This window comes from Nocardia sp. CC227C (genome assembly GCF_030767025.1).
Taxonomy (GTDB): Bacteria; Actinomycetota; Actinomycetes; order Mycobacteriales; family Mycobacteriaceae; genus Nocardia.
Genome location: NZ_JASITE010000005.1, coordinates 302,318 through 327,964 on the forward strand (window position 1 = coordinate 302,318; position 25,647 = coordinate 327,964).

Here is a 25,647-nt window from a genome sequence, read left to right on the forward strand (position 1 = left end):
CTCGCCAATCGTGAGTCTTCCCGTACCCACCGCTGACAACCGTGCCGTCGTCACCGGAGCCTCGTCCGGTATCGGCACCGCCCTCGCCACCGAGCTCGCGTCGCGCGGCTACAACGTCATCCTCGTCGCCCGGCGCGAGGATCTGCTGAACCAGCTGGCGCAGCGGCTGGCCGAGAAATACGGCGTGATCGCCGAGGTCCGCGCGGTGGACCTGTCCGATCGGGAGCAGCGGGCTCCGCTGTCCAAGGAGCTCTCCGGCCGCGATATCGCGATCCTGTGCAACAACGCCGGGGTGGCCACCTTCGGCGCGCTGGCCGACCTGGACCTGGACTACGAGCGCGACATCATGGAACTCAATGCCGTCGCCGTGCACGATCTCACCCTCGCGGTGCTGCCGGGCATGCTGGCGCGGCGCGCGGGCGGCATCCTCATCACCGGTTCGGCGGCGGGCAATATGCCCATCCCCAACAATGCCACCTACGCCGCGAGCAAGGCGTTCACCAACACCTTCTCCGAATCGCTGCGCGGTGAGCTCAAGGACACCGGCATCCACGTCACCCTGCTGGCCCCCGGCCCGGTGCGCACCGACAACCCGGATCAGGAGGATGTGGGCAACAAGATCCCGGATTTCGTCTGGGTCTCCGCCGCGCACGCCGCCAAGATCTCCATCGACGGCCTGGCCCGCAACCGGATGCGCATCGTTCCGGGCGTGCTCAGCAAGGGGATGAGCCTGGCCGGACAGTTCGGCCCGCGCTCCATCACCTCGGTGGTCGCCGGATCGGTGTACAAGAAGCTGGGCGGCTGAGTCGGCCCCGGGGGTCAGGAACCCGTCAAGATCGCCCGGGAGGCCGTCAAAGCAGCGTTATCGGGTGCGCCGGTCCCCCGGAATCGGCGTAGTCCTGACAGCGGCCCCGCATACCGAACGGCGGGGACGACAGCTGGAGACACCGTGACGCTGCTCGACATGTTCCCCTCCCTGGGATCGACGATGGTGCCGCGACTGGCCCCGTCGGTCTGGCCGACCGACACCCACTACGACACGGGCGGACGCATCACCGTCGGCGGGGTTGCCCTCTCCGATATAGCCGACCAGTACGGCACCGCCACCTACGTGCTGGCCGAGGACGAGGTGCGCGGCCGCTGCCGCGCCTACCGCAAGTACTTCCCGGACGCCGAGGTCATCTACGCGGGCAAGGCGCTGCTCACCAGGGCGGTGGCGGAATGGGTTACCTCCGAAGGACTTTCGCTCGACGTGTGCTCGGCCGGGGAGCTGGCGATCGCGCTGGCCGCCGGTGTGGACCCGGAGCGAATCATCCTGCACGGCAACGGCAAGCCGTTCCACGAGATGCAGGCGGCGGTGCGCGCCGGGGTCGGCCGCATCGTGATCGACTCGCTCACCGAGATCCCGCTGCTGGCCGCGCTGGCCACGAAACCGCAGCGCGTGCTGCTGCGCATCTCCCCCGATATCGACATCGACTCGCATCCGGCGGTGCGCACCGGCGTCGCCGACCAGAAGTTCGGTTTCCCGCTGGGCAGCGACCTGGCCGCCGAAGCCGTGGAACGCGTACTGCGGCAACCGAATCTGCGCCTGGTCGGCTTCCACTGCCACCTCGGCTCGCAGATCTGCGACACCTTCCCGTTCGGTGAGGCGGTGCGCCGCCTGGTCGCCGCCATGGCGCGGGTGCGCGACGACCACGACCACCTGCTCACCGAACTGGATCTGGGCGGCGGGCACGCGGTGGCCTACCGCTGCGGTGACGCCGAGATGAACCTGCCCGAACTCGCCGACATCGTCGAGGACGCCCTCGACGCAGCCTGCGTGCGCTACGGCTACCCGCGCCCGCGGATCGCCGTCGAACCCGGCCGGGCCATCTTGGCGCGGGCCGGGATCACGCTGTACCGGGTGCTGTCCATCAAGCGGATCGACAACGGCCACACCTACGTGACCGTGGACGGCGGGATGAGCGACAACCCCCGCGTGGCGCTGTACGGCGCGCGCTACGACGCCGTGGTGGCCAACCGGCACCCCGTCGGCCCGGAGATGACCGCCACCGTCGCGGGACGCTACTGCGAGGCGGGCGACATCCTCGCCGCCGACGTGCGGCTCCCCGCCGACCTGCGGCCCGGCGAGGTGCTGGCGGTGCCGTGCACCGGCGCGTACCACCACAGCCTCGCCTCCACCTACAACGGCGTCGGCCGCCCGCCCATCGTGGCGATCGGCGGCGGCCGCTGCCGCGAACTGCTGCGCCGCGAGACGATCGACGACCTGCTGCGCCGCGACGTGGGATGACCGCGCATGGCCGCCCGGTGCCGTGCGCGAGCACGAGTTGCTCGCCGCGGTGGCGGATGCCCGCCACGTAGCCGGGAATGCCGTGGGATTCGCAGGATTCGGCGATCTGTTCGCCGAGGGTGGTCGCCAGGATGTGCAGTGCGCTGTTCATGGTGACGATGGTCGAACCTTGCCCCGGGGGCAAGGTCAAGTCCGGCCCCGAAACCCTCCTGCCTGTTTCGGGGCCGTACGTCACCGCTTCCTGGTGCCGAAGATGCTGCGGCCGATCTCACGTCCGGCGACGGTGGCGGCGGAGCGCAGGAAGTTCTTGAAGGCCGCGTTGTTGACGATCTTCTCGGCCATGGACTCCTCCACCGGCTCGGCCCGGCGGGAACGGGACCGGGTGGGCGCGGGTTCGTCCTCGTCCCGCTCCGCCGCGGCGGCGACCTTCTCGGCCAGGATCTCGTAGGCCGAATCGCGGTCGATGGTCTGACCGTACTTGACGTACAGGGTGCTCGCCTGGGCACGGGAGCGGATGCCGTCGTCACCGATGGTGTCCATGAGCGAGCGGGGCGGCTGCATGCGGGCCCAGGCCACCGGCGTCGGCGCGCCCATCTCCGACAGCACCGTGACCACCGCCTCGCCGATACCCAGTGAGGTGAGCGCCTTTTCGAGATCGTAGGTGTCGGTCTTCGGGTAGGTGCGCACGGTCTTGGACAGCGCCTTCTGGTCCTCCGGGGTGAAGGCGCGCAGCGCGTGCTGAATGCGCGCGCCCAGCTGTGAGAGCACCGAATTCGGGATGTCGGTGGGCAACTGGGTACAGAAGAACACGCCGACGCCCTTGGAGCGGATGAGCTTGACCGTCTGCTCCACCTGGTCCAGGAACGCCTTGGACGCGTCGTTGAACAGCAGATGCGCCTCGTCGAAGATGAACACCAGCTTCGGCTTGTCCATATCGCCGATCTCCGGCAGCGTCTGGAACAGATCGGCCAGCACCCACATGAGGAAGGTCGAGAACATCTGCGGGCGCGCGGCCTGCGCACCCAGTTCGAACAGCGTGATCACACCCTGGCCGCCCGCGGTGCGCAGCAGATCCGCCGGATCCAGTTCGGGTTCACCGAAGAAGGTGTCACCGCCCTCGGCCTCCAGATTCACCAGGGCGCGCAGGATCACGCCCGCCGTGGCGGCGGAGACGCCGCCGATGCCCTCGAGATCCTCCTTGCCCTCGGGACTGGTGAGGAACTGGATCACCGAGCGCAGATCCTTCAGATCCAGCAGCGGGAAGCCGTTCTTATCCGACCAGTGGAAGATCAGGCCCAGCGTGGATTCCTGGGTTTCGTTGAGCCCCAGCACTTTCGACAGCAGAATCGGACCGAAGGAGGTGATGGTGGCGCGAATCGGCACGCCGATGCCACCGGTGCCCAGGGAGACGAACTCGCACGGAAAGCCGGTCGGCTTCCAGTCCGGAACACCGGTCTCCCCGGCGCGTTTCAGGATCTTGTCATCGGCCTGTCCCGGCTGCGCGAGCCCGGACAGGTCGCCCTTGATATCGGCCAGCACGACCGGCACTCCCGCCGCCGACAGCTGCTCGGCGATGCCCTGGATGGTCTTGGTCTTACCGGTGCCGGTGGCACCCGCGACCAAACCGTGGCGGTTCATGGTCTTCATTGGAATACGCACGCGCGCGGAGGGATTGACCTCACCGTCCACAATGACGGTGCCCAGTTCCAGGGCGAGCCCCTCGAAGGCGTAACCGGCCGCGATCGCCGCCGCGGCGGACTCGGCCGAACTCGCCGCGCCCTTTGCCTCCGTGTCTTTTGCCTTCGCGTCCGCTGCCGCCGCGTCCTTCGCCGCAGCGTCTGGTACGGCCGCCGCTGCTTTCTCCGCGGTTTCCTGTTCGGCCGCTTCCCGCTCGGCGGCCTCGGCCGCGGCGGCCGCCTCCGCCGCGACGCGCGCCGCTTCCTCCGCGGCCCTGCGGGCCGCCGCTGCCTTTTCCTGCGGGGTGGTCATCGCGCCGTCCTCCGTTGATCTGCCACTGCCTGCTCTGCCGAACACACCGCCGAACAACAAACCGACCGCCTGATCACACGCGGATCTGTCACAAACGATAACGCGCGGTCGGTCCGCCCCCGCCCCGACGCGGCCGAAGACCGGCACCGCCGCAGCGTCCGACGCCACGCCGAACACGCTGGGGCAACGCGGTCCGGGTGCGCCCGGCGGACCACGACGGAGCGGCTACTGTGTCTCCGGTGAGCGACAAGTACCTGGTGTGGATCGACTGCGAGATGACGGGCCTACGGCTCGACAGCGACAAGCTGATCGAGGTGGCCGCGCTCGTCACCGACAGTGACCTCAATATTCTCGGCGAGGGCGTGGACATCGTGATCCACGCCGACGATGCCGCGCTGGCCGCCATGCCGCCGGTGGTCACCGAGATGCACGCCCGTTCCGGGCTGACCGACGAGGTCCGCCGTTCCACCGTCTCCGTCGCCGAGGCCGAGCAGCAGATCCTCGACTACATCAAGCAGTACGTGCCCACCCCGCGCACCGTGCCGCTGGCGGGCAACTCCATCGCCACCGACCGCGGTTTCATCGCCCGTGACATGCCCACCCTGGACGCGCACCTGCACTACCGCATGATCGACGTCAGCTCCATCAAGGAACTGGCCCGCCGCTGGTATCCCCGCATCTACTTCGGCCAGCCCGAGAAGGGTCTCGCCCACCGCGCCCTGGCCGATATCCGCGAATCCATTCGCGAGCTCCAGTACTACCGCCGCACCGCGTTCGTGCCCGCCCCCGGCCCTTCCACCGCGGAGATCGCCGCCGTGGCCGCCGACCTGACCGGTGCCGAATCCCGCCCCGGAAACACCCCCTCATCAGCCGATTAGGAACTGGACGCCGGTTCGCGCTACGATCTACCGCGCCGGAAGTTACCCGGTGATGGTGACCGTAGTTCAGTTGGTAGAGCACCAGGTTGTGATCCTGGCTGTCGCGGGTTCGAGTCCCGTCGGTCACCCCGAGCGGAAGCCCGGTCCCTCAGGACCGGGCTTCTCGCATGTCCGGCCCGAGTGTGTTTCCGGCCGCACTGAGCCATCCGGGTTTTCGCCCACCATGATCGTGGGAATCCCCAGGGGACGGGAAATCCATGAGGACGGATGCGAAAGATGTTCGGTAGGAATGCTGTTGCCACCGCCGTGCTGGCAGTCGCGCCGCTGTTCGGCGCGGCCGGGACCGCGGTATCCCCCGCGTCGCCGACCACGGCCGAGCCGGAGTCCCCGGCCGAGACCGAGGTGAAGGGCATGCTGCGCGACCACCGCGGGCACGTCGGCGAGCAGGCACGCGTCTACGGATTCGTGTACTCCGACGCCGCGGTGTGGACGCTGGCCTTCCTCTCCGGCGCGCCGGAGGAGTATTACACCATCAACGGATCCCGCGCGCAGGTGGTCGGCACGGGCGGCGACGCGGTCCGGCAGGGGGATGTCTTCACCGGCACCATCACCCTGACCGGCAAGGACAATCTCGGCGATCCGGTGGTCCTGCTCGACGAGGTCACGGTCATCGGCCACGGCCGGGAATGAGTCGCCCCGGCGTCCGGGAAGCGCCGGAAACGCTGTGCCACAATGCGGCATGACCATCAAGATCGACGCATTGGACTCCGCGCTGCTGGCGGAGCTGGCGTCCGACCCGCGTGCGCCGATCCTCGAACTGGCGCAGCGGCTGGGCATCGCGCGCAATACCGTGCAGGCGCGGATGAAGCGGTTGGAGGCCGCGGGCGTCGTGGTCGGGTATCCGCCCAGCATCGACCTGCAGGCCATCGGCTTCGCGGTGCACGCGCTGCTGGGCATCGAACTCGATCAGAACAAGATGGACGCGATCGTGGCGGCGCTGCGTGAGTTCCCGCACGTCCTCGAGGTGCACGCGACCACCGGGCGGTCGGATCTGCTGGTGCGCATCGCCGCGGAGACCCAGCAGGATCTGCTGGAGATCATCCAGCGCGTGCACGCCATTCCCGGGGTCAAGCACACCGAGACCATGCTCGCGCTGGCGACGCCGATCCCCTACCGGGCCCTGCCGCTCGTGGAGCACCTGACCGGCAGACAGTAATGTGACCGGCGACACCCGCGCTCGAGCAAAATGACGCACGACCCCGAGTGCCCTAGATCACTTTTGAGCAATCTGATCAACGATTCGCCCGACTGTTGACACAGATCACACCTTCACGGCAGATTTCGCTGCACCGATCGCTAGTCCCTTCGTTCGCAGCTCACGATCTGGGTTGTGGAAAGTGTGGTGAAGAGTTCATGACCAGCGTTGCCTGCCCGTCCTCGCTACCGCAGGCCGAGCCGACCGCGCCGTACGACCTCGCCGACCGGTATCGCTCCGGGGCCGGACCGGTCCTGCTCACCGGCGTTCAGGCCATCGCCCGGCTGCTGGTCGAACAGCATGTGCGTGATATTCGTGCGGGCCGCCGGGTCGCGACCTTCGTCTCCGGCTATCAGGGCAGCCCGCTGGGCGGCGTGGACAAGATGCTGCTCGGCATGCCGAACGTGCTGGCCGAACACGACATCACCTTCGTGCCGGGGCTGAACGAGGAACTCGCGGCCACCTCGGTGTGGGGCAGCCAGGCCGATCTGCCCGCGGGAACGCCCACCCATGACGGTGTGGTCGGTGTCTGGTACGGCAAGGGGCCGGGCGTGGACCGGGCCACCGACGCATTGCGGCACGCCAATATGTACGGCGTCAATCCGCGTGGCGGGGTGCTGCTGCTGGTCGGCGACGATCCGGCCTCCAAATCATCCACGGTGCCCGCGGTGAGCGAGCGCTCGTTGGCGGCCATGGGCATTCCGGTGCTGTTCCCGCGCAATGCGGAGGAGATCATCACCATGGGCATGCAGGGCGTGGCGCTCTCGCGTGCCTCGGGTTGCGTGGTCGCCATGAAGATCGTCGCCGATGTGGCCGACGGGGCGTGGACCGTCGATGCCGCGGTCGCGGACCGGCCGCTGACGGTACCCGAGATCACCTGGGAGGGGAGGCCTTTCGTCTACCGGCAGCGGCCCATGGCGGCACCGACCGACAGCGTACTGGCCGAGGCCGACCTGTACGGTCCACGCTGGGAGCTGGTCCGCACCTTCGGCGCCGTCAACGATCTCGATGTCATCGAGGTGAACCCCACCGACGCCAAGGTCGGAATCGCCGCAACCGGAACCACATTCGACGCGGTGCGGCAAGCGCTGCTGGATCTCGGCGTCGACGACGCGGCCCTGCACAGCGCGGGCATCCGGCTGCTGCGCATCGGTATGCCCTACCCGGTCGGCGCACAGCGGATCACCGAGTTCGCCCGCGGTCTCGACCGGCTCGTCGTGGTCGAGGACAAGACGGCCTTCATCGAAACCCAGATCCGCGAAATCCTGTACGGCACAACCGATGCTCCGCGCATTCTGGGCAAGCACGACGAGCGCGGCGCACTGCTCATGCCCTTCGACGGCGAACTCACCCCGGGTCGCCTGCTCGGCCCGCTGCGCCGGGTGCTGCGCGACCACGTGGAATTGAAGAAGGCCGCGCCGCCGCCGCTGTCGCTGGAGGTGTTGTCCGCCAAGCGCACCCCGTACTTCTGTTCCGGCTGCCCGCACAATCGCTCCACCGCACTGCCCGAGGGCTCCATCGGCGGCGGCGGGATCGGCTGCCACACCCTGGTGACCATGTCCGGCCGCGACGACAGCGCGGTGACCGGGCTGACCCAGATGGGCGGCGAGGGCAGCCAGTGGATCGGCCAGGCTCCCTTCACCGATGTGCCGCACCTGTTCCAGAACATCGGCGACGGCACCTTCTTCCACTCCGGGCAGCTCGCCGTGCAGGCGTGCGTGGCCGCGGGCGTGAACATCACCTACAAACTGCTGTGGAACGAAGTCGTCGCCATGACCGGCGCGCAGGACGTCGAGGGCGGGCTCACCGTCGCGCAGCTCACCCACAAGCTCGCCGTCGAGGGCGTCGAGCAGATCATCGTCTGCGCCGACGAACCCAAGCGGCACAACCGCAAAGCGCTCGCCAAGGGCACCCTGCTGTGGCATCGCGACCGGCTCGACGAGGCCCAGCGCATGCTGCGCGAGATCAAGGGCGTCACCGTGCTGATCTACGACCAGCACTGCGCCGCCGACGCCCGTCGGCAGCGCAAGCGCGGCAAGCTGCCCGTGCGCAACACCCGCGTGGTCATCAACGAGGCCGTCTGCGAGGGCTGCGGCGACTGCGGCGTGCAGTCCAACTGCCTGTCGGTGCAGCCGGTGGAGACCGAGTTCGGCCGCAAGACCCGCATCGACCAGACCTCCTGCAATACCGACTACAGCTGCCTGGACGGCGACTGCCCGTCCTTCGTCACCGTCGAGCTGACGCCCGGGGACGAGCAGGGCCGCACCCGGGACGAGCCGCTCGAGCCGCCGACCGTGCCCGATCCGGGGCTGGGGGCACCGCGGCGCACCCAGAACGTGCTCATCGCCGGTATCGGCGGCACCGGCATCGTCACGGTCAACCAGGTGCTCGCCACCGCCGCGCTGCGCGCCGGATACGAGGTGGAGAGCCTCGACCAGATCGGCCTGAGCCAGAAGGCCGGGCCCGTCATCTCCCATTTGCGGTTCTCGGCAACGGAATTGGAGCCGTCCAACCGGCTCACGCCGGGCAGCGCGGACTGCATCGTGGCCATCGACCTGCTCACCGCCGCCGATCCGAAGAACCTCCAGTACGGCGATCCGGCGGGCACGGTGGCCGTCGCCTCCACCAGCCAGACGCCGACCGGTGACATGGTGTACGACAAGTCGGTCACCTACCCGGCCACCGAGTCGCTGCTTGATCGCCTGGCGTCGGTGTCGAATTCGCTGCGCCGGTTCGATCATCTGGCGGCGGCGCAGCGGCTGTTCGGCAGTACCGCGGCGGCGAACTTCCTGATGGTCGGCGCGGCCTTCCAGGCCGGCGGACTGCGCCTGCCCGCCGCCGCCATCGAGGAGGCCATCGGCATCAACGGTGTCGCGGTGTCCGCCAATATCGCGGCCTTCCGGTGGGGCCGGGTCGCGGTCGCCGATCCGGCCGCGTTCCAAGCCGCGGTCGAACCGGACCGACCGCGCCGCGAGCGGGCCGCCCTCCCCGCGAACCTGTTGGCCGACACCACCTTCGACGGTGAGGTGCGCCGACTGGTGGAACTGCGCGCCGCCGAACTGGTGAGCTACCAGAACGCCAAGGTAGCCCGGCGGTTCGTCGAGACGGTGCAGTTCGTGTGGAGCGCCGAGCGCGACGTCACCGAGCGCACCGACTTCAGCGAGGCCGTGGCGCGCGGGCTGTACAAGTTCACCGCCTACAAGGACGAGTACGAAGTCGCCCGCCTGCTGGTGGATCCGGACTTCCTCGCCGATGTGCGGGCGCAGGTGCCGGGCGGGGAGAATCTCACCTACAAACTGCATCCGCCGGTGCTGCGCGCGCTCGGCCGCAAGAAGAAGATCGGCCTGGGTCCGAAATCGCATGTGGCACTGAAGGTGCTCGCCAAGGGCAAGGCGCTGCGCGGCACCAAGCTGGACCCATTCGGCTACGCCCATGTGCGCAAGGTGGAGCGGGAACTGCTGTCCCACTACACCGCCATGGTGCGCCGCCTCGCCGCCGACCTGAGCGCCGACAGCTACGACATCGCCGCCGAGGCCGCCGCCCTGCCCGATGTGGTGCGCGGCTACGAGGACATCAAGCTCGGCAATGTCGAGCTGTACCGGGCCCGGCTGCACGAGCTCGGCATCGAGTTCTGACCCCGTTCTCCCGAACGCGTTCCGCCGAAACGTCATTCGGCACCCCCGCCGCACACCAGCGGCATCAGCCCGCCACACCCCGGCGGGTGACTCCCGCACGCCCCACCCGGGCGGCATCCAGAAAGGAACCATTGTGACCGCGATGCACACCGACGCAGGGGTTTTCGCCCGCTCGCACGACGTGAGCGCCCGAAGCCACGAACAGGTCGTGTTCTGCGAGGACGACCGGACCGGATTGAAGGCGATCATCGCCATCCACTCCACCGCACTCGGCCCCGCCCTCGGCGGCACCCGTTTCTACCCCTACGCCACCGAGGCCGCGGCGCTCGATGATGTGCTGCGACTGTCCTGGGGCATGACCTACAAGGCGGCGGCCGCGGGCGTGAATCTGGGCGGCGGCAAGGCCGTCATCATCGGCGATCCGGCCGTGCACAAGACCGAGGCACTGCTGGCCGCCTACGCGCGGTTCGTGGAAACGCTCGGCGGCCGCTACATCACGGCCGGTGACGTCGGCACCAATACCGACGATCTCGACATCATCGGCAAGCACACCGGCCACGTGACCGGCCGCAGCAAGGCCGCGGGCGGTTCCGGTGACAGCGCCCGGCTGACCGCTCTCGGCGTCTTCCACTCCATGCGCGCCGGTGCCGAATCCGTCTGGGGCCAGCCCACTCTCGCGGGCCGAACGGTGGGCGTCGAGGGTGTCGGCAAGGTCGGCCGCGAACTCATCGCCATGCTGCTCGCCGACGGCGCGGAGGTCTGCGTCACCGACGTGAACGAGGCCGCGCTCCAGCGCATCTCGCAGGAGCACCCGCCGGTGCGGCTGCTGAGTTCGGTGGCCACCGCGCCCGTCGACGTCTACGCGCCCTGTGCGCTCGGCGGCACGCTCACCGCGTCGAGCGTGGCCGATATCGAGGCCAAGCTGGTGTGCGGCGCGGCCAACAACCAGCTGGCGACGCCCGCGGTGGAGGACGCGCTCGGCGAGCGCGGCATCACCTGGGTGCCCGATTTCGTCGCCAATGCGGGCGGACTCATCCAGGTAGAAGGCGAATTGCGCCGGGCCGACGCGGCCGCGGTCGAAGCCGATGTGACCCGCATCTTCGACCGCTGCCGCGACATTCTCGCCGTGGCGCGGACCGAGGGCATCGGCTCCGGCGCCGCCGCCAACCGATTCGCCGAGCGGCGACTCGACGCCATCCCGCGCGCGATCTGACAGCGCCGCAGGGAGTTTCAGAGAGGAGACAACAGTGGCGATCGCGAGCGGATTACTCCGCACCAAATCCGTCGAACAGTCGATTCAGGACACCGATGATCCGGATGCCAAGCTACGCAAGGATCTGACGGCCCGCGACCTCACCATCTTCGGTGTGGCCGTGGTCATCGGCGCGGGCATCTTCACCCTCACCGCCCGCACCGCGGGACACGTCGCCGGGCCGTCGGTCTCGCTGGCCTTCGTCTTCGCGGCCATCGCCTGCGGGCTCACGGCGCTGTGCTACGCCGAGTTCGCCTCGACGGTCCCGGTGGCGGGCAGTGCGTACACCTACGCCTACGCCACCTTCGGTGAGCTCATCGCCTGGATCATCGGCTGGGATCTGATCCTGGAGTTCGCGCTCGCGGTCTCGGTGGTCGCCAAGGGGTGGTCGCAGTATCTGGGCGCGGTGCTCGGCACCGACGCGCCGATCCTCACCATCGGCTCGATCCACTTCGACTGGGGCGCGGTCGCGATCATCGCCGCTGTCGGCGTGCTGCTGGCCACCGGCACCAAACTGTCCTCGCGAGTGTCGGCCATCGCGGTGGCCATCAAGCTCGGGGTGATCGCGCTGGTGCTGGTGGTCGGTGCCACCTACTTCAAGGCGTCGAACCTGTCGCCCTACATTCCGCCCGCGCAGGAGTCGGAGAAGGCCGAGGGGCTGCGGCAGTCGCTGTTCGCCTTCCTGACCGGTTCCGGCGGCACCAGCTTCGGCTGGTTCGGGCTGCTGTCGGCGGCCAGCCTGGTGTTCTTCGCCTTCGTCGGCTTCGACGTGGTCGCCACCACCGCCGAGGAGACCCGCAATCCGCAGCGCGATATGCCGCGCGGCCTGTTCGGTTCGCTTGCCATTGTCACCGTGCTCTACGTGGCCGTCTCGCTGGTGCTCACCGGCATGGTGTCCTACACCCAGCTGCAAGGCGAGAACGCCACCCTGGCAACGGCTTTCGCCATCCACGGGGCGACCTGGGTGAAGAACATCATCGCCATCGGGGCGCTGGCGGGTCTGTCCACCGTGGTCATGGTCATGTTCCTGGGCCAGACCCGGGTGCTGTTCGCCATGGCGCGCGACGGACTGCTCCCCCGCGGTCTCGCGCACACCGGTTCGAAGGGCACTCCCGTCCGGCTGACCGTCATCGTCGGCGTGGTCTGCGCGCTGCTCGCGGGCTTCGTGGACTTCGGCACCCTCGAGGAAATGGTGAACATCGGCACGCTGGTCGCCTTCGTCATGGTCGCCGTCGGCGTGCCCATCCTGCGCCGCACCCGCCCGGACCTGCCGCGCGGCTTCCGCGTCCCGTTCGTCCCGGTGCTGCCCATCGTGGCGGCGCTGGCCTGCCTGTGGCTGATGGTCAACCTCTCCATCGAGACCTGGCTGCGCTTCGTGGTCTGGATGGTGCTCGGCACCGTCATCTACTTCGCCTACAGCCGCCACCACTCGGTGCTGGGACGCAGGCGCGATCTCGACGACCCGGTGGTCACACCGGTGCGGTAGCCACCCGCCGATCGCGGAAACCCCGGCCCGATCATGAGGGGGGCCGGGGTTTCTCGCTGTCACAGCGCTGGAATCGCGCGACGAAAGGCGTGTCCACGCCCACCGCCTCGCCGAATTTCAAGGGTCCGCCGGGAATGCCGAGCGGTTCGTCGCGTCCCGGCAGGGTCTCCAAGAGGTCGACGCAGTCCACGCCGATGACATAGGTCATGGTGTCTCCTCGGGAATTGTCGCCCCTCGAGCCTGCGTCCGGCACGCGCTTTCCGGTAGCCACCGAATCGAGCGCACCCCATAATCGACGCTTATGAGTCTGCCGCCGGGAATGCCCGACCTCGAGGTGCTGGACCTGCTCGCCTCGGTCGGAGAGCTGGGCAGTCTGGGCGCGGCGGCACGGCGACACGGAATCACCCAGCCCGCCGCGAGCATGCGGATCTCGGCGCTGGAGCGACGGCTGCGACTGCGACTGCTCGACCGCGGCCCCACCGGATCCGTGCTCACCGACCCCGGGCGGGCGGTGGTGGACCACGCGCGGCCGATACTGGCCGCGGCGCACACCTTCGCCGAGGGCGTCGCCGCCCTGCGCGCCGCCGACCGGCCGAGGCTGCGCATAGCGGCGTCGAAAACCATTGCCGACCACCGGATGTCGCACTGGCTCACGGCCCTGCGGGAGGCGCGGCCGGAGATCGCGGTGGCCCTCGAGGTGGGCAATTCGCGGCAGGTGGAGGCGTGGGTGCGCGACGGACAGGCCGATCTCGGCTTCGTCGAGGGCCCCCATCCCCCGGCCGACCTGGGCAGCCGGGTACTGGGGGCCGACGACCTGGTCGTCGTGGTCGGCATCGCGCATCCGTGGGCGCGGCAGCGGACGCCGGTGACGGCGCGGGAGCTCGCGCGCACCGCGCTGCTGTGGCGCGAACCGGGCTCCGGCACCCGCGACACACTCTGGGAAATTCTCGGTGCGCAGGCCGAACCGGTGCCGCCCGCCGCCGAACTCGGATCGGCGGCGGCCATCCTCGCCACCGCCCGCACCGGGATGGCACCGGCGGTGCTGAGCCGACTGATCGCCGACGCCGACCTGCGCAGTGGGGCACTGGTCGAGATTCCACTCACCGACGCGGCGCTGACCCGCAAGTTCCGGGCCATCTGGCGCAGGTTGTCGCCGCCCGCGGATCCGGCCGATGTGCTGATCCGCTGCGCCGAGCGCTTCGAGCAGCGCCGGGTCGCGGATCGGACCGGCGGCTCACCGGGGCGTTCCGACGAATAAATTGTGGTTGAAACAACATCGCTTCGAATTTGTGGCGCGGCCCACTCGATCTTCGTAGACTTCATCCGACACGGGGTGATGTCGGGGCCCCCGAACCAGCTCGATCAGAAAGACCGCACTTGTGAATCGTTGCGCCGTAACCACATTCCTGGCGACCGCCGCCATCCTCACCGCCGCTCCAGCCACCGCCTCGGCCGTTCCGCTGGAACCGTTCGCCCCGGCCACCGACGTGGCCGACGATCCGATGGAGTCCGAGGTCACCGGCTCCGGCTCGGTGCAGAGCAGCGGTTCCACCGGCGGGCTGGTCACCACCGGCTCCACCGGCACCGGATCGTTCGGCCTGCCGAATCTCGACAAGCTGCTCTTCGGGCCGTTCGACACCCTGTGCGCGGTGACCGGCAGCGCCTTCGCGCTGGCGGGCAAGGCGGGACTGGGCTGCGACCTCATCGCGGACAACAAGGCGCCGCAGACCATCGCCACCGCCGCCGCCATCATCTGAGCGCGGCCGCCTTCTGACCGAGCGCACGAAAAAGGGGCTCCAGCCGTCGAACTGGAGCCCCTTTCGCTGGAATCAGCGGTTGTCGTCCGCGTTGCCGGCCTTCCAGGTTTCCCACGGGATATTCCAGTCGCCCAGGCCGTCGACGCCCGAGAGCGTGCCGCCCACGGTGTTCTTGATGATGGTGATGTCACCACGCTTGGCGTTCTCGAACACCCAGCGCGCATTGGCGGGGCTCAGGTTCAGACAGCCGTGGCTGGTGTTGGACGACCCCTGCGCGCCCACCGACCACGGGGCCGAGTGGAAGAAGATGCCGGAGTAGGAGATACGCGTCGCCCAGTCCACCGGCGTCTTGTAGCCGTCGGGCGAGTCCACCGCCACGCCGTAGGTCGAGGAGTCCATGATGATCTTCTCGTGCCGGTCGGCCACGATGTAGATGCCATTGTCGGTGGGCGTGCTGTCCTTGCCCATGGAGGTCGGCATGGTGCGGATCACCTCGCCGTTCTTCTCCACCGTCACCTGCTTGGTGTTGTCGTCGGCGGTGAAGATCACGGCGTCGCCGATGGTGAAGGTGGACGTGATGTCCGCGTCACCGACCAGCCCGTTGCCCAGATCCTTGCCGTACACGTCGACCTCGATGTCGACCTTGGTGCCCGGAGCCCAGAAGTGTTCGGGCCGCCAGCGCACCTCGCGGTTGTTCACCCAGTAGAAGGCGCCCTCCACCGCGGGAGTGGTGGTGATCCTGATCGCGTCCTGCGCGGCCTTGCGATCCGGGATGTTCTCGTCGAACTGGATCGCGATCGGCTGGCCGATACCGACCACCTCGTTCTCACCCGGGATCAAGTACGGGTGGGTGCGGTTGTTCGGTGAGATCGTGGTGAAGCTCATGTTGGTGGTGTTCGCGCCGCCGAGCCCGATGGCGTCCACGCTCAGCTGGTAGGTCCGTCCGAAGCCCAGCGGCTCGGCCAGCGTCCACGACCGCCCGTCGGCGGCCAGCTCACCGCTGACCTCCCGGCCCTCCGGATTGAGCAGGCTCACCTTGTTGATCTTGCCGTCCTCGACCTCGAGCACCAGCGGATCACCCGGCGACACCCCGATCTGCCCGTCCTTGACCGGCGCGACGATCTTCGGCTTGATGAGTTCGCTGATCGGATTCGAGTCGATGGCGACCGTGGAGGAATCCGTCCCCGACCCGGACGAACACGCCCCCAGCGCCAGCACGAGCGCCGACAGCACGGCCACTGCGCCCAGCAGCTTCCGCGATCGACGTCGGCCCTGACCGTTCCTCATATGCACAACCCCACTTCACGTCTCGGTGCGCGCGGGGTCCGCTGCCTCACCCCGACTACGCCTGCTCGACCCACCACGCCTGCGGGGAGCGGTCGAGACACGATCATTCTGCCAGGCCCCAGGGACACAGACACACGACCACAACCACCCTCCGCAGCGTTCGCCCCCTTCATCCATTCCGAGCCCGATTCCGTTAACACGGATGATCACATCCGTCCACCCGAACCAAACTCCCAGCTAGACCGGCCGATTTCACTTTCAGACCTTCCGCCTGTTAAGGTTTCTTCCGCACCGCAGAGCTCCCGACACACCGGCGAGCCCCACGGCACGCGCCATTAGCTCAATTGGCAGAGCAGCTGACTCTTAATCAGCGGGTTCGGGGTTCGAGTCCCTGATGGCGCACAACGAGAAGTCCCTGACCAGGCGATCTGGTCAGGGACTTCTTTCGTTCTGCCGCTGGATCGGAACCCATACCAAGAAACACCAAAAATTCAGCGCCGCAGGTTGTCAGGGGCCGTCCCCGGCCCTGAGCGCATTCGGGCAGCCAGGGAAGGCCCCTCGGAAGTTGGCATGTCGCCGGTCACGCGCACTCCCGGCACGGCCGGTTCGAACCGCGCTCAACGCGGCGTTATCGCTCACTCCCCATCGACTGAAGCCAGACCGGTTCAGCCCGGGAAACCGACGTGAACGCTTTGGTGGTGATGAAGACCCCACGCGCCGCGCCCACGCGAGCACTGCGACCGGCCGCGCGCCGCAGTGCTCGCTTCTCGCCACCAGGGTCTACCGCCGGCAGAGATTGTCAGTAGGAGGCATTGGCCCCGTACTCGGCCTGGGCGCGCGTAAAGCCTTCGTACATCAGCTGATCGATCAGTCCGGTCCGAGAGAACGAGGTGTACTCGAGGTACTGCTTGGCACTCTTTGCCGCCTGCTCGTTCCAGTCCACATTCAGGCTGTCCACTGCGAACGTAGCGTCTGCGGTGGAGAAGTCTTCGTACTCGAGCTGGTGAATCAGACCGCTGCGGGAGAAGGCAGAGTACTCGAGGTACTGCTGGGCAGACCGGATGGCGTTGCGCTGGCTGGAGGTGATGTCTTGCTTGGCCGGGGAAAAATCGACCACGAGCGTCGATACGGGCGCCGTGATCTCCGGCTGAGCGACGTCGGCCGCTGCCACAGCGCCGTTCCACGCGGGTGCCGCCAGGGCGAGAGCCAGTACCGGGGCACCGACCAGCCACACCCATTTCTTCTGCTTCTTCGGCGCGTCCGCGGCCGACAGGCGGCTGGGCTGTGGGGTGGGGAACGGCTCGACGCGGGTGGGTGTGTTGTTCACGGGTGTCCATTCGTCAGGTGATGGGTGGAGCATCATGCAGTCGTGCCATCTACTGACGCCAGAGTGTTGTTAGCCGGTTAGGTGCGGTGAGTGCCGGTTAGGCACAGGATGTCGGTGGGATGGCAGTTCGTGTCCCCTGAGCATCTACGGGTCCCGTCTGCCTCGGTCTCCTCGCTCAACCCCTGGGACGGCGCCTCGCGGCGGCACCGCGCCTCCTGATCGGCCACCCATCGAATCAATGGGAGGTCGCCGTGCCCGCGGTCCATCACCCGCCAAGGATCCCACGACCAGGTGGGATGCTCACGGCAACAAGGGTTCCAACGACCAGAACACCTCGCTCGTCATCAATGTCGCCAGAAGCTTCGGTGTACCGGTCCGATCCCGCATTCAGTCGTGGAAGTCCAACTGCCTTTCCCGTACAGAGGTGAGCAGCACGGCCACCCAGTCGGTACCCGCCGCCTGCAACCAGCCGCGATAGTGGCCGATCTCCGCACCGGTCGTGCTGTCGTACACCTGAGTGGCGGGGCCCTCGTCATCCCAGCCCTGTAACGCCACCCGACTTTGGGTGACGATCGTCCGCCACGACGCCGACGTAGTTTCCAAGCCGGGATCGGGGATGGTCCATCGTATCGTCCCGGTGGCCATATCCAGCAAGGACAGTGCGCCCCGATCAGCCTGCTCGCGTACGAGCACCGCTTGATCGTCGCCATCGATGGGAACCCCGGCGGCAGTGCCGATCCACACCGCGTCTCCCGTTGCGAGATCGAACAGCTGTGGTCGCCCGTCGGAGGTCACCGCGGGATTCCTCTGGCACCGTGGCCTTCTCGGCATCGACACGGTTCAAGAAGACTCGGCAGTGAGGATCGTCGTGATTAGACCCGACCAGGAACCTGCCAGCGCCGACAAGATGCCAGCCGCGGCTCCTCAGACGCCCGGGCAGGATCCGACCCGTCTCCGCCTTCACCAGCGCCCACGGCGTCCGCGTGGGCTCATACACGTTCACCGGCAGATACTCCGGTTCGGCAGGCGCGGTCATACCGTGGATTCCCACCGTGTCCTCGGTAACCACGCCCGCGGGCAACGGCTGCGCCCACAGCGCGGCACCGGTCCGCACATCGTGCCGCATCAAGGGGCATCCGGTGAGAGGGTAGCTATCACCTGGACAATCCCAGATATAGATGGACGAGTCGAAAACTCTGAACCCCCAGGGCGTCGCTCTCCACAGGGTCGTACCCGTCGCTGACTCGATCACTTCCATCATGCCGCGGGCCCGCAGATTCGGCTCAGTCCTGCCCAGTAACGATCAGATCGCCACTGACGCGCAGCGCACCGCTCACGTCGGTATCGCGTTGCCACAACAGCCGACCCGTCGCGCGCTCACGACCCGACAGCCGCTGCTCGGCGGTAACGACCACCACGTCGCCACTCAGAACAACGCTGGTGCCGTCGAAGTGTCGATCGACCACCTGGGTGCGCCCTCAACTGCCGGCTGCACCGATTCCGTTGCGCTCGTGATAGGAGCGACATGAGAATTCGACTCTGCCCCTGTACATCCCGCTGTCGCCAGCACCACAGTCAGACTCGCGATAACCGAAAACAGACGCACGATCCCCCTCGAGTGAAGCTCCCCACGCACCCTTGCCCGTAGTCTCCATCGCAACAATCCAGGGGCTGGTCCAGACTTGTTTCTTGATATTGTCGGCATGCTGTAGGCCCTGGAGCAAGCGGGCGAGCAGCTCGGCACGAGTAACACCAGGAGGGGGCCGATGAAGGTTTCAGCTGAGGAGTTGCGGCAAGCAGCGGGAGAGTTCGACAAGCTGGTCACCGGTGTGGGGAACTTGCCGACAATGGCGCCGGGGAACTCGCCGGGTCTGTGGAGCGGGATAACGGGCGAGACGCTGATGGCCGGGTCGCGAACCGCGCCGGTGCTCGACCGTATCGAAACGGTTCGCGCGACCGCGTTGAAGAACGTCGGTGACCGCTACGAGCAGTTCGCGAGCCTGCTGCGGGTGGCCGCGGACTCCTACATCAATGCCGATGCCGAGGCGGCCACGTGGTTCTACGCGCTCGGTGATTTCAACGGCGGCGAGGCTTCGGCGTGACCGACCCGATCACGCCGACCGTCAGCCAGGTCCTGAGCTGGCAGGTCAAGGTCGACTCGACCGCGCCGCTGGCCGAGACGATCGCTCGGGAGCTGCGCAGTTTGGCGGACCGGATGAATTCCACTATCGACGGCCTGAACTGGTCGGGGGAAGGACGTACGGGCGCGGATTACCGCTCCGATCGCGAACACCAGCAGATGGGGACTCTGGCCAGCGAATTCGATGACCTCGCCGCCCAGTCCCGCACCCACCACGCCAATCTCGACCACATGGTGTCGACCGCCAAGACCGCCGTCGCGAGCCTGCGCGACAACAGTTTCAACGGCGTCAACTTCTACAACGTCGCCGAGGACTGGACGGTCACCGACGGCACCGACTGGGACACCCTCTACGCGGCGGCGGGCGACAACCAGGACACGATCAGCCAGCTCGACAACATCAAGTCGACTCGGGCGAACACCGCCATCAACGAAACCATCAGATTGCAGCAGCTTGCCCGGGATATCGGGATCGAGGACGCGGCCACCGCCGACGCTATCGGCAAGATCCTCGACGGCATCGAGCAACTCGCCCCGGAGGCTCCCGCCGAGGGATTGACTCCATCGGCTGCCGAGGAGGATGGCAAAGCAATCGCCGACGGCACCGCCACTGACGAAGAGATCGCGCGGATCTCCGCGCGGCTGGCCGACACGGGACTGACTCCGGAGCAGCTGGCGGCACTCGAGAGGGGCGAAGAAGTAGACGTGCCACCGGCGACGCTGGCCTATCTCCAAGCCTTCTACGGCTACGCCGGACGGGACGGATTACTCCGGTTCTCAGACCAACTGGCGAGTACCGACACTCCGCAGGCGACGCAGTTGCGGGAGGATCTCGGCAACGGGCTGATGGTGCTGTCCAATGAGAAGGTCGTCACGCGTGAGAAGGACACCGGAACCGTTGTCAATCGCGGCGGCTACGACAAACTCCATTCCGAGGTCCGTGAACTCGTCGGAACCCGAGCAGGAACGGGAATCAATCTGCCCGACGCCAACACTCGGGAACTGCCCGACGACTACCGCGGCGGCCTGTTCGGCAACGACCGGGAGGCCGCTTACCGCCAAGACCTGGAGCGATTCGCGAACCTGCTCGGAGCTTCGGAGAAGGGGTACGAACCCGGACAACGGTTTGGGATGGAATTGACCCGCCAGGCGGCGCATCAGGCGATTCTCGCCGATCGGACCGAGGCGGGGCATGACGTGCCCTGGAGCGGGGTCAGTGAGCAGGCGCTACAGGACCTGGTCAATGTCGGAGCCCGCAACGACGATGCCAATTACGCCCTCATCACCGGCAACGGCGACCCGGAGCTGTTCGGTGCGGGCACACCGGGACAGGACAATGACGGCTACCACCGCGACTCGGTTCTCACTCCGCTGTTGAAACACGAATGGGACGACGACGGTAAGGCCCTCTCGGAGATGTTCACCTGGATCAACGAGGACGCCCGCATCACCGATCCCGGCAACCCGGTGCAGGCCGCGGACGCCAAGCAGGCTGGTGAGGCCGCGTACGGGCTGGCACAGCTGTTGTCGACCACCGAATCGGGACTCAACAAGGAAAACCTCTACCAATCCTGGCTCGACGTGCCCGGCCACGACAAACAGTCCCTTGGCGAGCTCAACCCCGTCGCGACCAAGGCTCTGGCCACCGCACTCGCGCCGTACACGCTCGATATGATCGACGCCAACGACGACCTGACCACCACCACCGGATTCGGCGAGTTGAATCCCGTCGAAGCTGTGCGTGTCATGAGCGTCCTCAATACCGACTCCGATGCCGCCACCATCATCAACAGCGTCGCGCTGGCCGAGGCCGATCGCATCGAGGGCATCTACGCCGACCAAGCCGCCAGAGGCAATCCGAATCATCTGCTCGGCACCCTGGCCGGTGACATGCGCTGGCTCGTCGATTCCGGAATCGATGCCGAAATCGCCGATCGCACCCAGAATGCCCAGGACGCGGACACTTCGAAACAGCAGAAGTACGCCGCCGCCTACACCGCCGCGCAGATTTTCGCAGCCGGCTTCGGTCCCCAGGCTGCCGCCGGGGTGGCGGTCACCGAGTTTTTCAAGAACGACATCACCGCGGTAGACGGGACTTTCGTCAACCCGTTCCCCGACGTCAAGCTCACCGTCGATGGTATCGACTACACCAATTACAACCCCGCAGAGATCGGTGACAACAACAACCGGATGTACGCCATGGTTCAGGGACTCGTCGACGGTGGCCACATCGAACCTGCCAGCTTGCCCGACGCATTCCTCAATACGGACGGTACTATGAAGTCCTGGGTGGCTCTGAACGCCGAAAGGAATTCGACAGACTACGCGCAGATAGCCGCAATAAATGATGCATTGAAAACATTGCCGAAAGCCCTCGCAGACGGCGGGGTCGAAATCGAAGAACAATTCTCCTACACGTCGGCAGCAACTGAAGCACCCGGCGTGCTGGATCGCGAGGTCCTACACCCAGACAATGGCGATAACCAGCGCACTCTCGAGAGTGTGCTGAAGAACGACAGCGCCAACGTAGGCAACGCCAACAGATGGAGGTACCGAGACTGATGACCCGCAATCTTCTGCACACTGCGGGGATCACGGCAGTCTTGCTGCTTGCCGTCGCCTGCACAACCAGCCCGTCCGACTCACACGAGTCCCCCGATTCACCGAGTTATCTACCGCCAGAAGAGGTTCGCAACGCGACCGTCGTCTGGTCTGCGGAGCCCGGCACCGATCTGTTCGACACCTACCCGACTCTCACCCGTGCTGCCGCCGAAGCACTTGTGGTCGCTGGTCTTGCTGGACCCGAACGCTCCTATCCGGGATTCGACGAAGCCGTCACGGATCCCACGACACGGGGAATCTACTTCCGAAAGGCCAACCGTGACACGGTGTACGGCACGCTGTACAAGCACATCGTCGACATCGTCCCAACCGACACTGGATTCACCGCTCACACCTGCGAATCATTCAAGGACTTCGCTGTCGAACGGGACGGCAAGTACAACGTCTCCCGTAGCCATCGCGGCCACTCGCAGACCATTACATTCGCCCGCACGAAGTGGGAAGACAACGGCCTTCCGCTCGAGATGACCACCTCGGCTCCCACGGCGACTTCGACCACGACGCCGAGCCCGGCACCAGGCCCCCGCGAATGGCAAGCGCCCGAGGACAACCTTTTCACCGGCTGGATCATCGACCCCGGCTCCCCTGACGACTACGACAGCGAACGGTGCGTCCCGTGGGTGGCGACCCTCGATCCGGATGCCCCGGCCGAACCGGAAACCATCACCACCGACACCCCGCCCGAAACATTGCCCGCGTATCCCGGCTGGCCCCGGTACCGACACTGAGACCAAGAAACCCCGCAGAGCCCCTGATCATCAACCGATCGCCATCGACCTCAGCACACCGCCGGGAACCACCGTGACCGAACATCTATCACGCGATCTCGTGGCCGCGTTGATGCAGCGGAAACCAAAACCCGCGTCACCACCGGGCCAGGAACCCACCCCCACGAACCCGCCCACATCTGACAAACCCACATTCGACGAGGATGACGTGCCTATCGGCGATGACCCCGACTACCCCGAAGCGGTCGCCTACGAAGGCTGGCACGCCAACGAGAACTGGTCGATCAAAGCACCGGAGAACTGGGCATGAGACATCGCACCCCCTCGATCATTGTCGTTCCCACTGCCATCGCCCTGCTGGCGATCAGCGGATGCGACAGCACCAGCACCGGAACCCCGGTAGCGGCAGAGTCATCCACCACCACGACCGCCGTTCAGGACACCGTCATCGGGATCCACTCGGGCGAAGTCGTCGACAATGAGTGCCTGCTCACCGCCGCGGAAGTCGGTGCGCTGACCGGTGTGACCGTCGGTGAAGGGACGAACGTCGAGACCTCGGTGCCTGGCATCGACCGCCGCTGCGAGTACCGCCGCTCCGACGGTGACAGCGATTTCGCGGTCGCGTCCATCAATATCGCTCGTCTCTGGCAGAACATAGCCTTCGACGACCTCATCGCCATGTTCCGCGGCCCGGGTGCTCGCGAGATCCCAGGTGTCGCCCGAACAATGTTGGTCTGGGACGACGGAAGCACCCCTAATGCCGGGATCTACACCGACACACTCGCTGTAGCACTGGATATCAATCTCACCGGCCAATCTGAACCGGCGACCGCACCGACCGACGAGAGGTGGAAAGCAGCGGCACAGCAGATAGTCGCCGAACTGCCGACTCAGCGATAACGCATTTCGGCGACTTCCTGGCTGCCCGCTGGAACGGGCGGTCTCCCTGGGCAATCCGGTTACGCCGCTGCGGTCACCCGTTGGCGCGCGGTGGCTTCCAGTTCGCGGCCGCCTTCCTCGTACGAGATGCGTACCCGAGACGACGACAGCAGCCAGGTGTCGTTCCGCCGGGTGAGGCCGATCGTGTAGTGGCAGCCGATCACCCAGATCCGTTCGCCGACGGCCTCGGTGAGCAAGTGCGTGACCCGGTGCCTCGAAGTTTCTCCTTCCGGGCCGACGCCGACCAACGACGTTGCCCATCGGAAGGACTTCCGCCGTCAATGCCTATCGTCTCAGAGCAGTACGAACTCGTCATCGGCGTGGATACCCACGCAGCCAATCACGCATTGTCGGTCGTCACCGCCGCGACCGGCGCCATGGTCGACCAGGCAAGCTTCCAGCGAGCACGACCGGACTGGATCGCGCCGCCACCTGGATCACGCGTCGGGCCGGTGAACGCTCCGCCCTTGTCGTGGTCGAAGGCATCGGCGCATACGGTGCCGGCCTGGCCGAGCGCCTGCTCGAAGCGGGTATGACGGTGGTGGAGCCCTCCGCGATGGCCGCTCGGATCAGAGCCTTGGATGTCGAGTTGCGTGACAACCGCAAGGCACTCGCGGAACTGGTCGAGACCACCGCGCCGAAACTGACCGTGGCACCCGGCGTCGGGGCCGTCGTCGCCGCCTCGGTCTTGATCGCCTGGTCGCATCCCGGGCGGTTACGCTCCGAGGCCGCTTTCGCTGCGCTTGCCGGAACCTGCCCGATCCCGGCATCCTCGGGAAACACCGTGCGCCACAGGCTCAATCGGGGCGGTGATCGTCGGCTGAACCGAGCACTGACGACCGTGGTCATCGTGCGGATGCGGATCGATCCCGCCACTCGCGCCTACATCGCGCGACGCGGAGCCGAAGGCCGCACGACCAAGGAGATCATGCGGAGCCTGAAACGCTACATCACCAGGCAACTCTTCAGAATCCTCACTGCCGCCCATCAATACTTGACAGATATAGAAGCATCCCGGGACCGCAAGGACGCCAAGCTGCGGATCCCGCCGCATCGGCGGTACGTCGAAACGCTCCTCGCCGGGTGCGCACAGGAGTTGGCGACGTGCCGGAAGTTCGCTCCTACCGCACGGAACTACACCGCGTCGCGGCTGATGGCCGATACCGGGCTGCGAGTCAACGAAACCCGCCATCTTGACTTGGCCGATATCCGTTGGGAGTTGGGATATTTCGGCAAGCTCCACGTTCGCATGGGAAGGGGGCGCGGGGGTCGGGGCCGCGCGAGCGGATGGTGCCACTGCTCAACGGTGCCGACCGGCTGATGTGGTGGTACGTCGAGGATGTAGGGGACAGTTCGGCGACGACCACACCCGTCCCGGTGTCCCGTTGCTGCTGATGTGAATGCGGTGGAACCTACGTCTGGCGGCGGCCGGCCTCGATCAAGCTCACCGATCTGGACGTGATCTGCGTCGTCCTCGGCTGCGCACGAAGCCCCGTCGGCGCGGGGTCACGGGCCGACCGCCCAAGCCCGCGCCCCACTACCGCCATGGCCTACCTCAACGCGGCCCGACCTGCCCTGCTGGCGTGGTCGGCCAACCATGATCACCTCCGTGAGACCACCCGCGACGAGGTCCTGGCCTATCTGGCCGACCTGTGCGCCGAGCCGCGGATGATTGCCTCGACCGGTTTACGGTCGCTGTTCGGCTGGGCCAAACGCAACGGGGTGATCGTCCGCGATCCGTGCGCTCGGATCCGGCAGGCGGCAAACAGCGACGCATCCGGCAACGGCTCTCCGATGACGAGATCGCCGCCGCACTGGCACGCCGCCGACACTCCGGCGGCACGGCTGTGCGTCGCGCTGGCGGCCTTCTACGCCGCCCGCCCCCGCCGGATCCGGGTCCTGCACGTCGACGACGTCGACCAGGAGCAATCGACGCATCACTTTCGCCGGCCGCAACCTCCCGCTCGACGAGCCGACCGCCGGACTGCTGCGCGAATGGCTCGACCACCGACGCACCCGATGGCCGCGCACCGCCAATCCGCATCTGTTCATCAGTAGGAAA

Annotated in this window: 23 protein-coding genes, 2 tRNA genes and 1 pseudogene; 19 read left to right on the forward strand and 7 right to left on the reverse strand. The window is 67.0% G+C overall.

Translation table 11 applies throughout. The features are described 5' to 3' along the window. The first annotated feature begins 10 nt into the window (after window positions 1–10). A complete protein-coding gene (gene cmrA / locus QMO76_RS12485; RefSeq protein ID WP_306361403.1) occupies window positions 11–805 on the forward strand; it encodes a mycolate reductase in 795 nt (264 codons plus the stop codon). Between the two features lie 144 nt (window positions 806–949). Continuing rightward, window positions 950–2,290, forward strand: coding sequence for a diaminopimelate decarboxylase (gene lysA / locus QMO76_RS12490; RefSeq protein ID WP_306361404.1), 1,341 nt, complete (start codon window positions 950–952; stop codon window positions 2,288–2,290). Window positions 2,291–2,521: 231 nt separating this feature from the next. Here the strand turns inward: lysA and QMO76_RS12495 are convergent, their stop codons facing one another. Next, window positions 2,522–4,279 (reverse strand): helicase HerA-like domain-containing protein, encoded by a 1,758-nt coding sequence (locus QMO76_RS12495; RefSeq protein WP_306361405.1) that lies wholly within the window; start codon window positions 4,277–4,279, stop codon window positions 2,522–2,524. A 239-nt stretch (window positions 4,280–4,518) separates the two neighbouring features. Here QMO76_RS12495 and orn point away from each other — a divergent pair, with 239 nt between their 5' ends. From orn to QMO76_RS12530, 7 genes are all read left to right on the forward strand, one after another. Continuing rightward, window positions 4,519–5,157: an oligoribonuclease gene (gene orn / locus QMO76_RS12500; protein WP_306361406.1), complete on the forward strand. Its 639-nt coding sequence runs from the start codon at window positions 4,519–4,521 to the stop codon at window positions 5,155–5,157. Window positions 5,158–5,212: 55 nt separating this feature from the next. Further along, window positions 5,213–5,285: transfer RNA gene (locus QMO76_RS12505), tRNA-His, on the forward strand. Between the two features lie 148 nt (window positions 5,286–5,433). Beyond that, window positions 5,434–5,847 (forward strand): hypothetical protein, encoded by a 414-nt coding sequence (locus QMO76_RS12510; RefSeq protein ID WP_306361407.1) that lies wholly within the window; start codon window positions 5,434–5,436, stop codon window positions 5,845–5,847. A 49-nt stretch (window positions 5,848–5,896) separates the two neighbouring features. Further along, on the forward strand, window positions 5,897–6,373 hold the full coding sequence (locus QMO76_RS12515; RefSeq protein ID WP_306361408.1) for an Lrp/AsnC family transcriptional regulator: 477 nt from the start codon (window positions 5,897–5,899) through the stop codon (window positions 6,371–6,373). 197 nt (window positions 6,374–6,570) lie between these two features. Continuing rightward, window positions 6,571–10,047, forward strand: a complete 3,477-nt coding sequence (locus QMO76_RS12520; protein ID WP_306361409.1) for an indolepyruvate ferredoxin oxidoreductase family protein — start codon at window positions 6,571–6,573, stop codon at window positions 10,045–10,047. 142 nt (window positions 10,048–10,189) lie between these two features. Beyond that, window positions 10,190–11,260: a Glu/Leu/Phe/Val dehydrogenase dimerization domain-containing protein gene (locus QMO76_RS12525; RefSeq protein ID WP_306361600.1), complete on the forward strand. Its 1,071-nt coding sequence runs from the start codon at window positions 10,190–10,192 to the stop codon at window positions 11,258–11,260. A 34-nt stretch (window positions 11,261–11,294) separates the two neighbouring features. Beyond that, window positions 11,295–12,785 (forward strand): amino acid permease, encoded by a 1,491-nt coding sequence (locus tag QMO76_RS12530; protein ID WP_306361410.1) that lies wholly within the window; start codon window positions 11,295–11,297, stop codon window positions 12,783–12,785. Between the two features lie 31 nt (window positions 12,786–12,816). Here QMO76_RS12530 and QMO76_RS12535 read toward each other — a convergent pair whose 3' ends face one another. Beyond that, window positions 12,817–12,993 (reverse strand): hypothetical protein, encoded by a 177-nt coding sequence (locus QMO76_RS12535; RefSeq protein WP_306361610.1) that lies wholly within the window; start codon window positions 12,991–12,993, stop codon window positions 12,817–12,819. Window positions 12,994–13,086: 93 nt separating this feature from the next. On the opposite strand from QMO76_RS12535, the gene QMO76_RS12540 reads away from it, so the two are divergent. Next, window positions 13,087–14,043, forward strand: coding sequence for a LysR substrate-binding domain-containing protein (locus QMO76_RS12540; protein WP_306361411.1), 957 nt, complete (start codon window positions 13,087–13,089; stop codon window positions 14,041–14,043). Between the two features lie 121 nt (window positions 14,044–14,164). Continuing rightward, window positions 14,165–14,542 carry a hypothetical protein gene (locus tag QMO76_RS12545; protein ID WP_306361412.1) on the forward strand — a complete coding sequence of 126 codons (378 nt, stop codon included), beginning with the start codon at window positions 14,165–14,167 and terminating at the stop codon, window positions 14,540–14,542. A gap of 72 nt (window positions 14,543–14,614) precedes the next feature. Here QMO76_RS12545 and QMO76_RS12550 read toward each other — a convergent pair whose 3' ends face one another. Then, complete coding sequence (locus tag QMO76_RS12550) at window positions 14,615–15,829, reverse strand: Ig-like domain-containing protein (protein WP_306361413.1); 1,215 nt, start codon at window positions 15,827–15,829, stop codon at window positions 14,615–14,617. Between the two features lie 329 nt (window positions 15,830–16,158). Between QMO76_RS12550 and QMO76_RS12555 the strand changes: the two genes are divergently transcribed. Then, window positions 16,159–16,231, forward strand: a tRNA-Lys gene (locus QMO76_RS12555). A 397-nt stretch (window positions 16,232–16,628) separates the two neighbouring features. Here QMO76_RS12555 and QMO76_RS12560 read toward each other — a convergent pair. The 3 genes from QMO76_RS12560 to QMO76_RS12570 form a co-directional block, all read right to left on the reverse strand. Then, the gene (locus QMO76_RS12560) at window positions 16,629–17,156 is read right to left on the reverse strand and encodes an Ltp family lipoprotein (protein ID WP_306361414.1); all 528 of its coding nucleotides are present in this window, start codon (window positions 17,154–17,156) and stop codon (window positions 16,629–16,631) included. Between the two features lie 387 nt (window positions 17,157–17,543). Continuing rightward, window positions 17,544–17,951: a hypothetical protein gene (locus QMO76_RS12565; RefSeq protein WP_306361415.1), complete on the reverse strand. Its 408-nt coding sequence runs from the start codon at window positions 17,949–17,951 to the stop codon at window positions 17,544–17,546. Between the two features lie 488 nt (window positions 17,952–18,439). Continuing rightward, entirely contained in the window at window positions 18,440–18,622 is a 183-nt protein-coding gene (locus tag QMO76_RS12570) for a hypothetical protein (protein WP_306361416.1), read from the reverse strand. 300 nt (window positions 18,623–18,922) lie between these two features. On the opposite strand from QMO76_RS12570, the gene QMO76_RS12575 reads away from it, so the two are divergent. The 5 genes from QMO76_RS12575 (at window position 18,923) to QMO76_RS12595 (ending at window position 23,546) form a co-directional block, all read left to right on the forward strand. Next, a complete protein-coding gene (locus QMO76_RS12575) occupies window positions 18,923–19,258 on the forward strand; it encodes a type VII secretion target (protein ID WP_306361417.1) in 336 nt (111 codons plus the stop codon). Beyond that, window positions 19,255–21,858, forward strand: coding sequence for a hypothetical protein (locus QMO76_RS12580; RefSeq protein WP_306361418.1), 2,604 nt, complete (start codon window positions 19,255–19,257; stop codon window positions 21,856–21,858). Before QMO76_RS12575 ends, QMO76_RS12580 begins: the two co-directional genes overlap by 4 nt. Continuing rightward, complete coding sequence (locus QMO76_RS12585) at window positions 21,858–22,646, forward strand: hypothetical protein (RefSeq protein ID WP_306361419.1); 789 nt, start codon at window positions 21,858–21,860, stop codon at window positions 22,644–22,646. Before QMO76_RS12580 ends, QMO76_RS12585 begins: the two co-directional genes overlap by 1 nt. 73 nt (window positions 22,647–22,719) lie before the next feature. Continuing rightward, the gene (locus QMO76_RS12590; protein ID WP_306361420.1) at window positions 22,720–22,956 is read left to right on the forward strand and encodes a hypothetical protein; all 237 of its coding nucleotides are present in this window, start codon (window positions 22,720–22,722) and stop codon (window positions 22,954–22,956) included. A gap of 212 nt (window positions 22,957–23,168) precedes the next feature. Beyond that, window positions 23,169–23,546 carry a hypothetical protein gene (locus tag QMO76_RS12595; protein WP_306361421.1) on the forward strand — a complete coding sequence of 126 codons (378 nt, stop codon included), beginning with the start codon at window positions 23,169–23,171 and terminating at the stop codon, window positions 23,544–23,546. 59 nt (window positions 23,547–23,605) lie between these two features. Here QMO76_RS12595 and QMO76_RS12600 read toward each other — a convergent pair whose 3' ends face one another. Then, on the reverse strand, window positions 23,606–23,782 hold the full coding sequence (locus QMO76_RS12600) for a hypothetical protein (protein WP_306361422.1): 177 nt from the start codon (window positions 23,780–23,782) through the stop codon (window positions 23,606–23,608). An 84-nt stretch (window positions 23,783–23,866) separates the two neighbouring features. Between QMO76_RS12600 and QMO76_RS12605 the strand changes: the two are divergent. Both QMO76_RS12605 and QMO76_RS12610 read left to right on the forward strand, forming a co-directional pair. Then, a pseudogene (locus QMO76_RS12605) lies at window positions 23,867–24,573 on the forward strand (transposase); the annotation flags it as partial. Window positions 24,574–25,130: 557 nt separating this feature from the next. Continuing rightward, window positions 25,131–25,643 carry a hypothetical protein gene (locus QMO76_RS12610; RefSeq protein WP_306361423.1) on the forward strand — a complete coding sequence of 171 codons (513 nt, stop codon included), beginning with the start codon at window positions 25,131–25,133 and terminating at the stop codon, window positions 25,641–25,643. The last annotated feature ends 4 nt before the right edge of the window (window positions 25,644–25,647 follow it).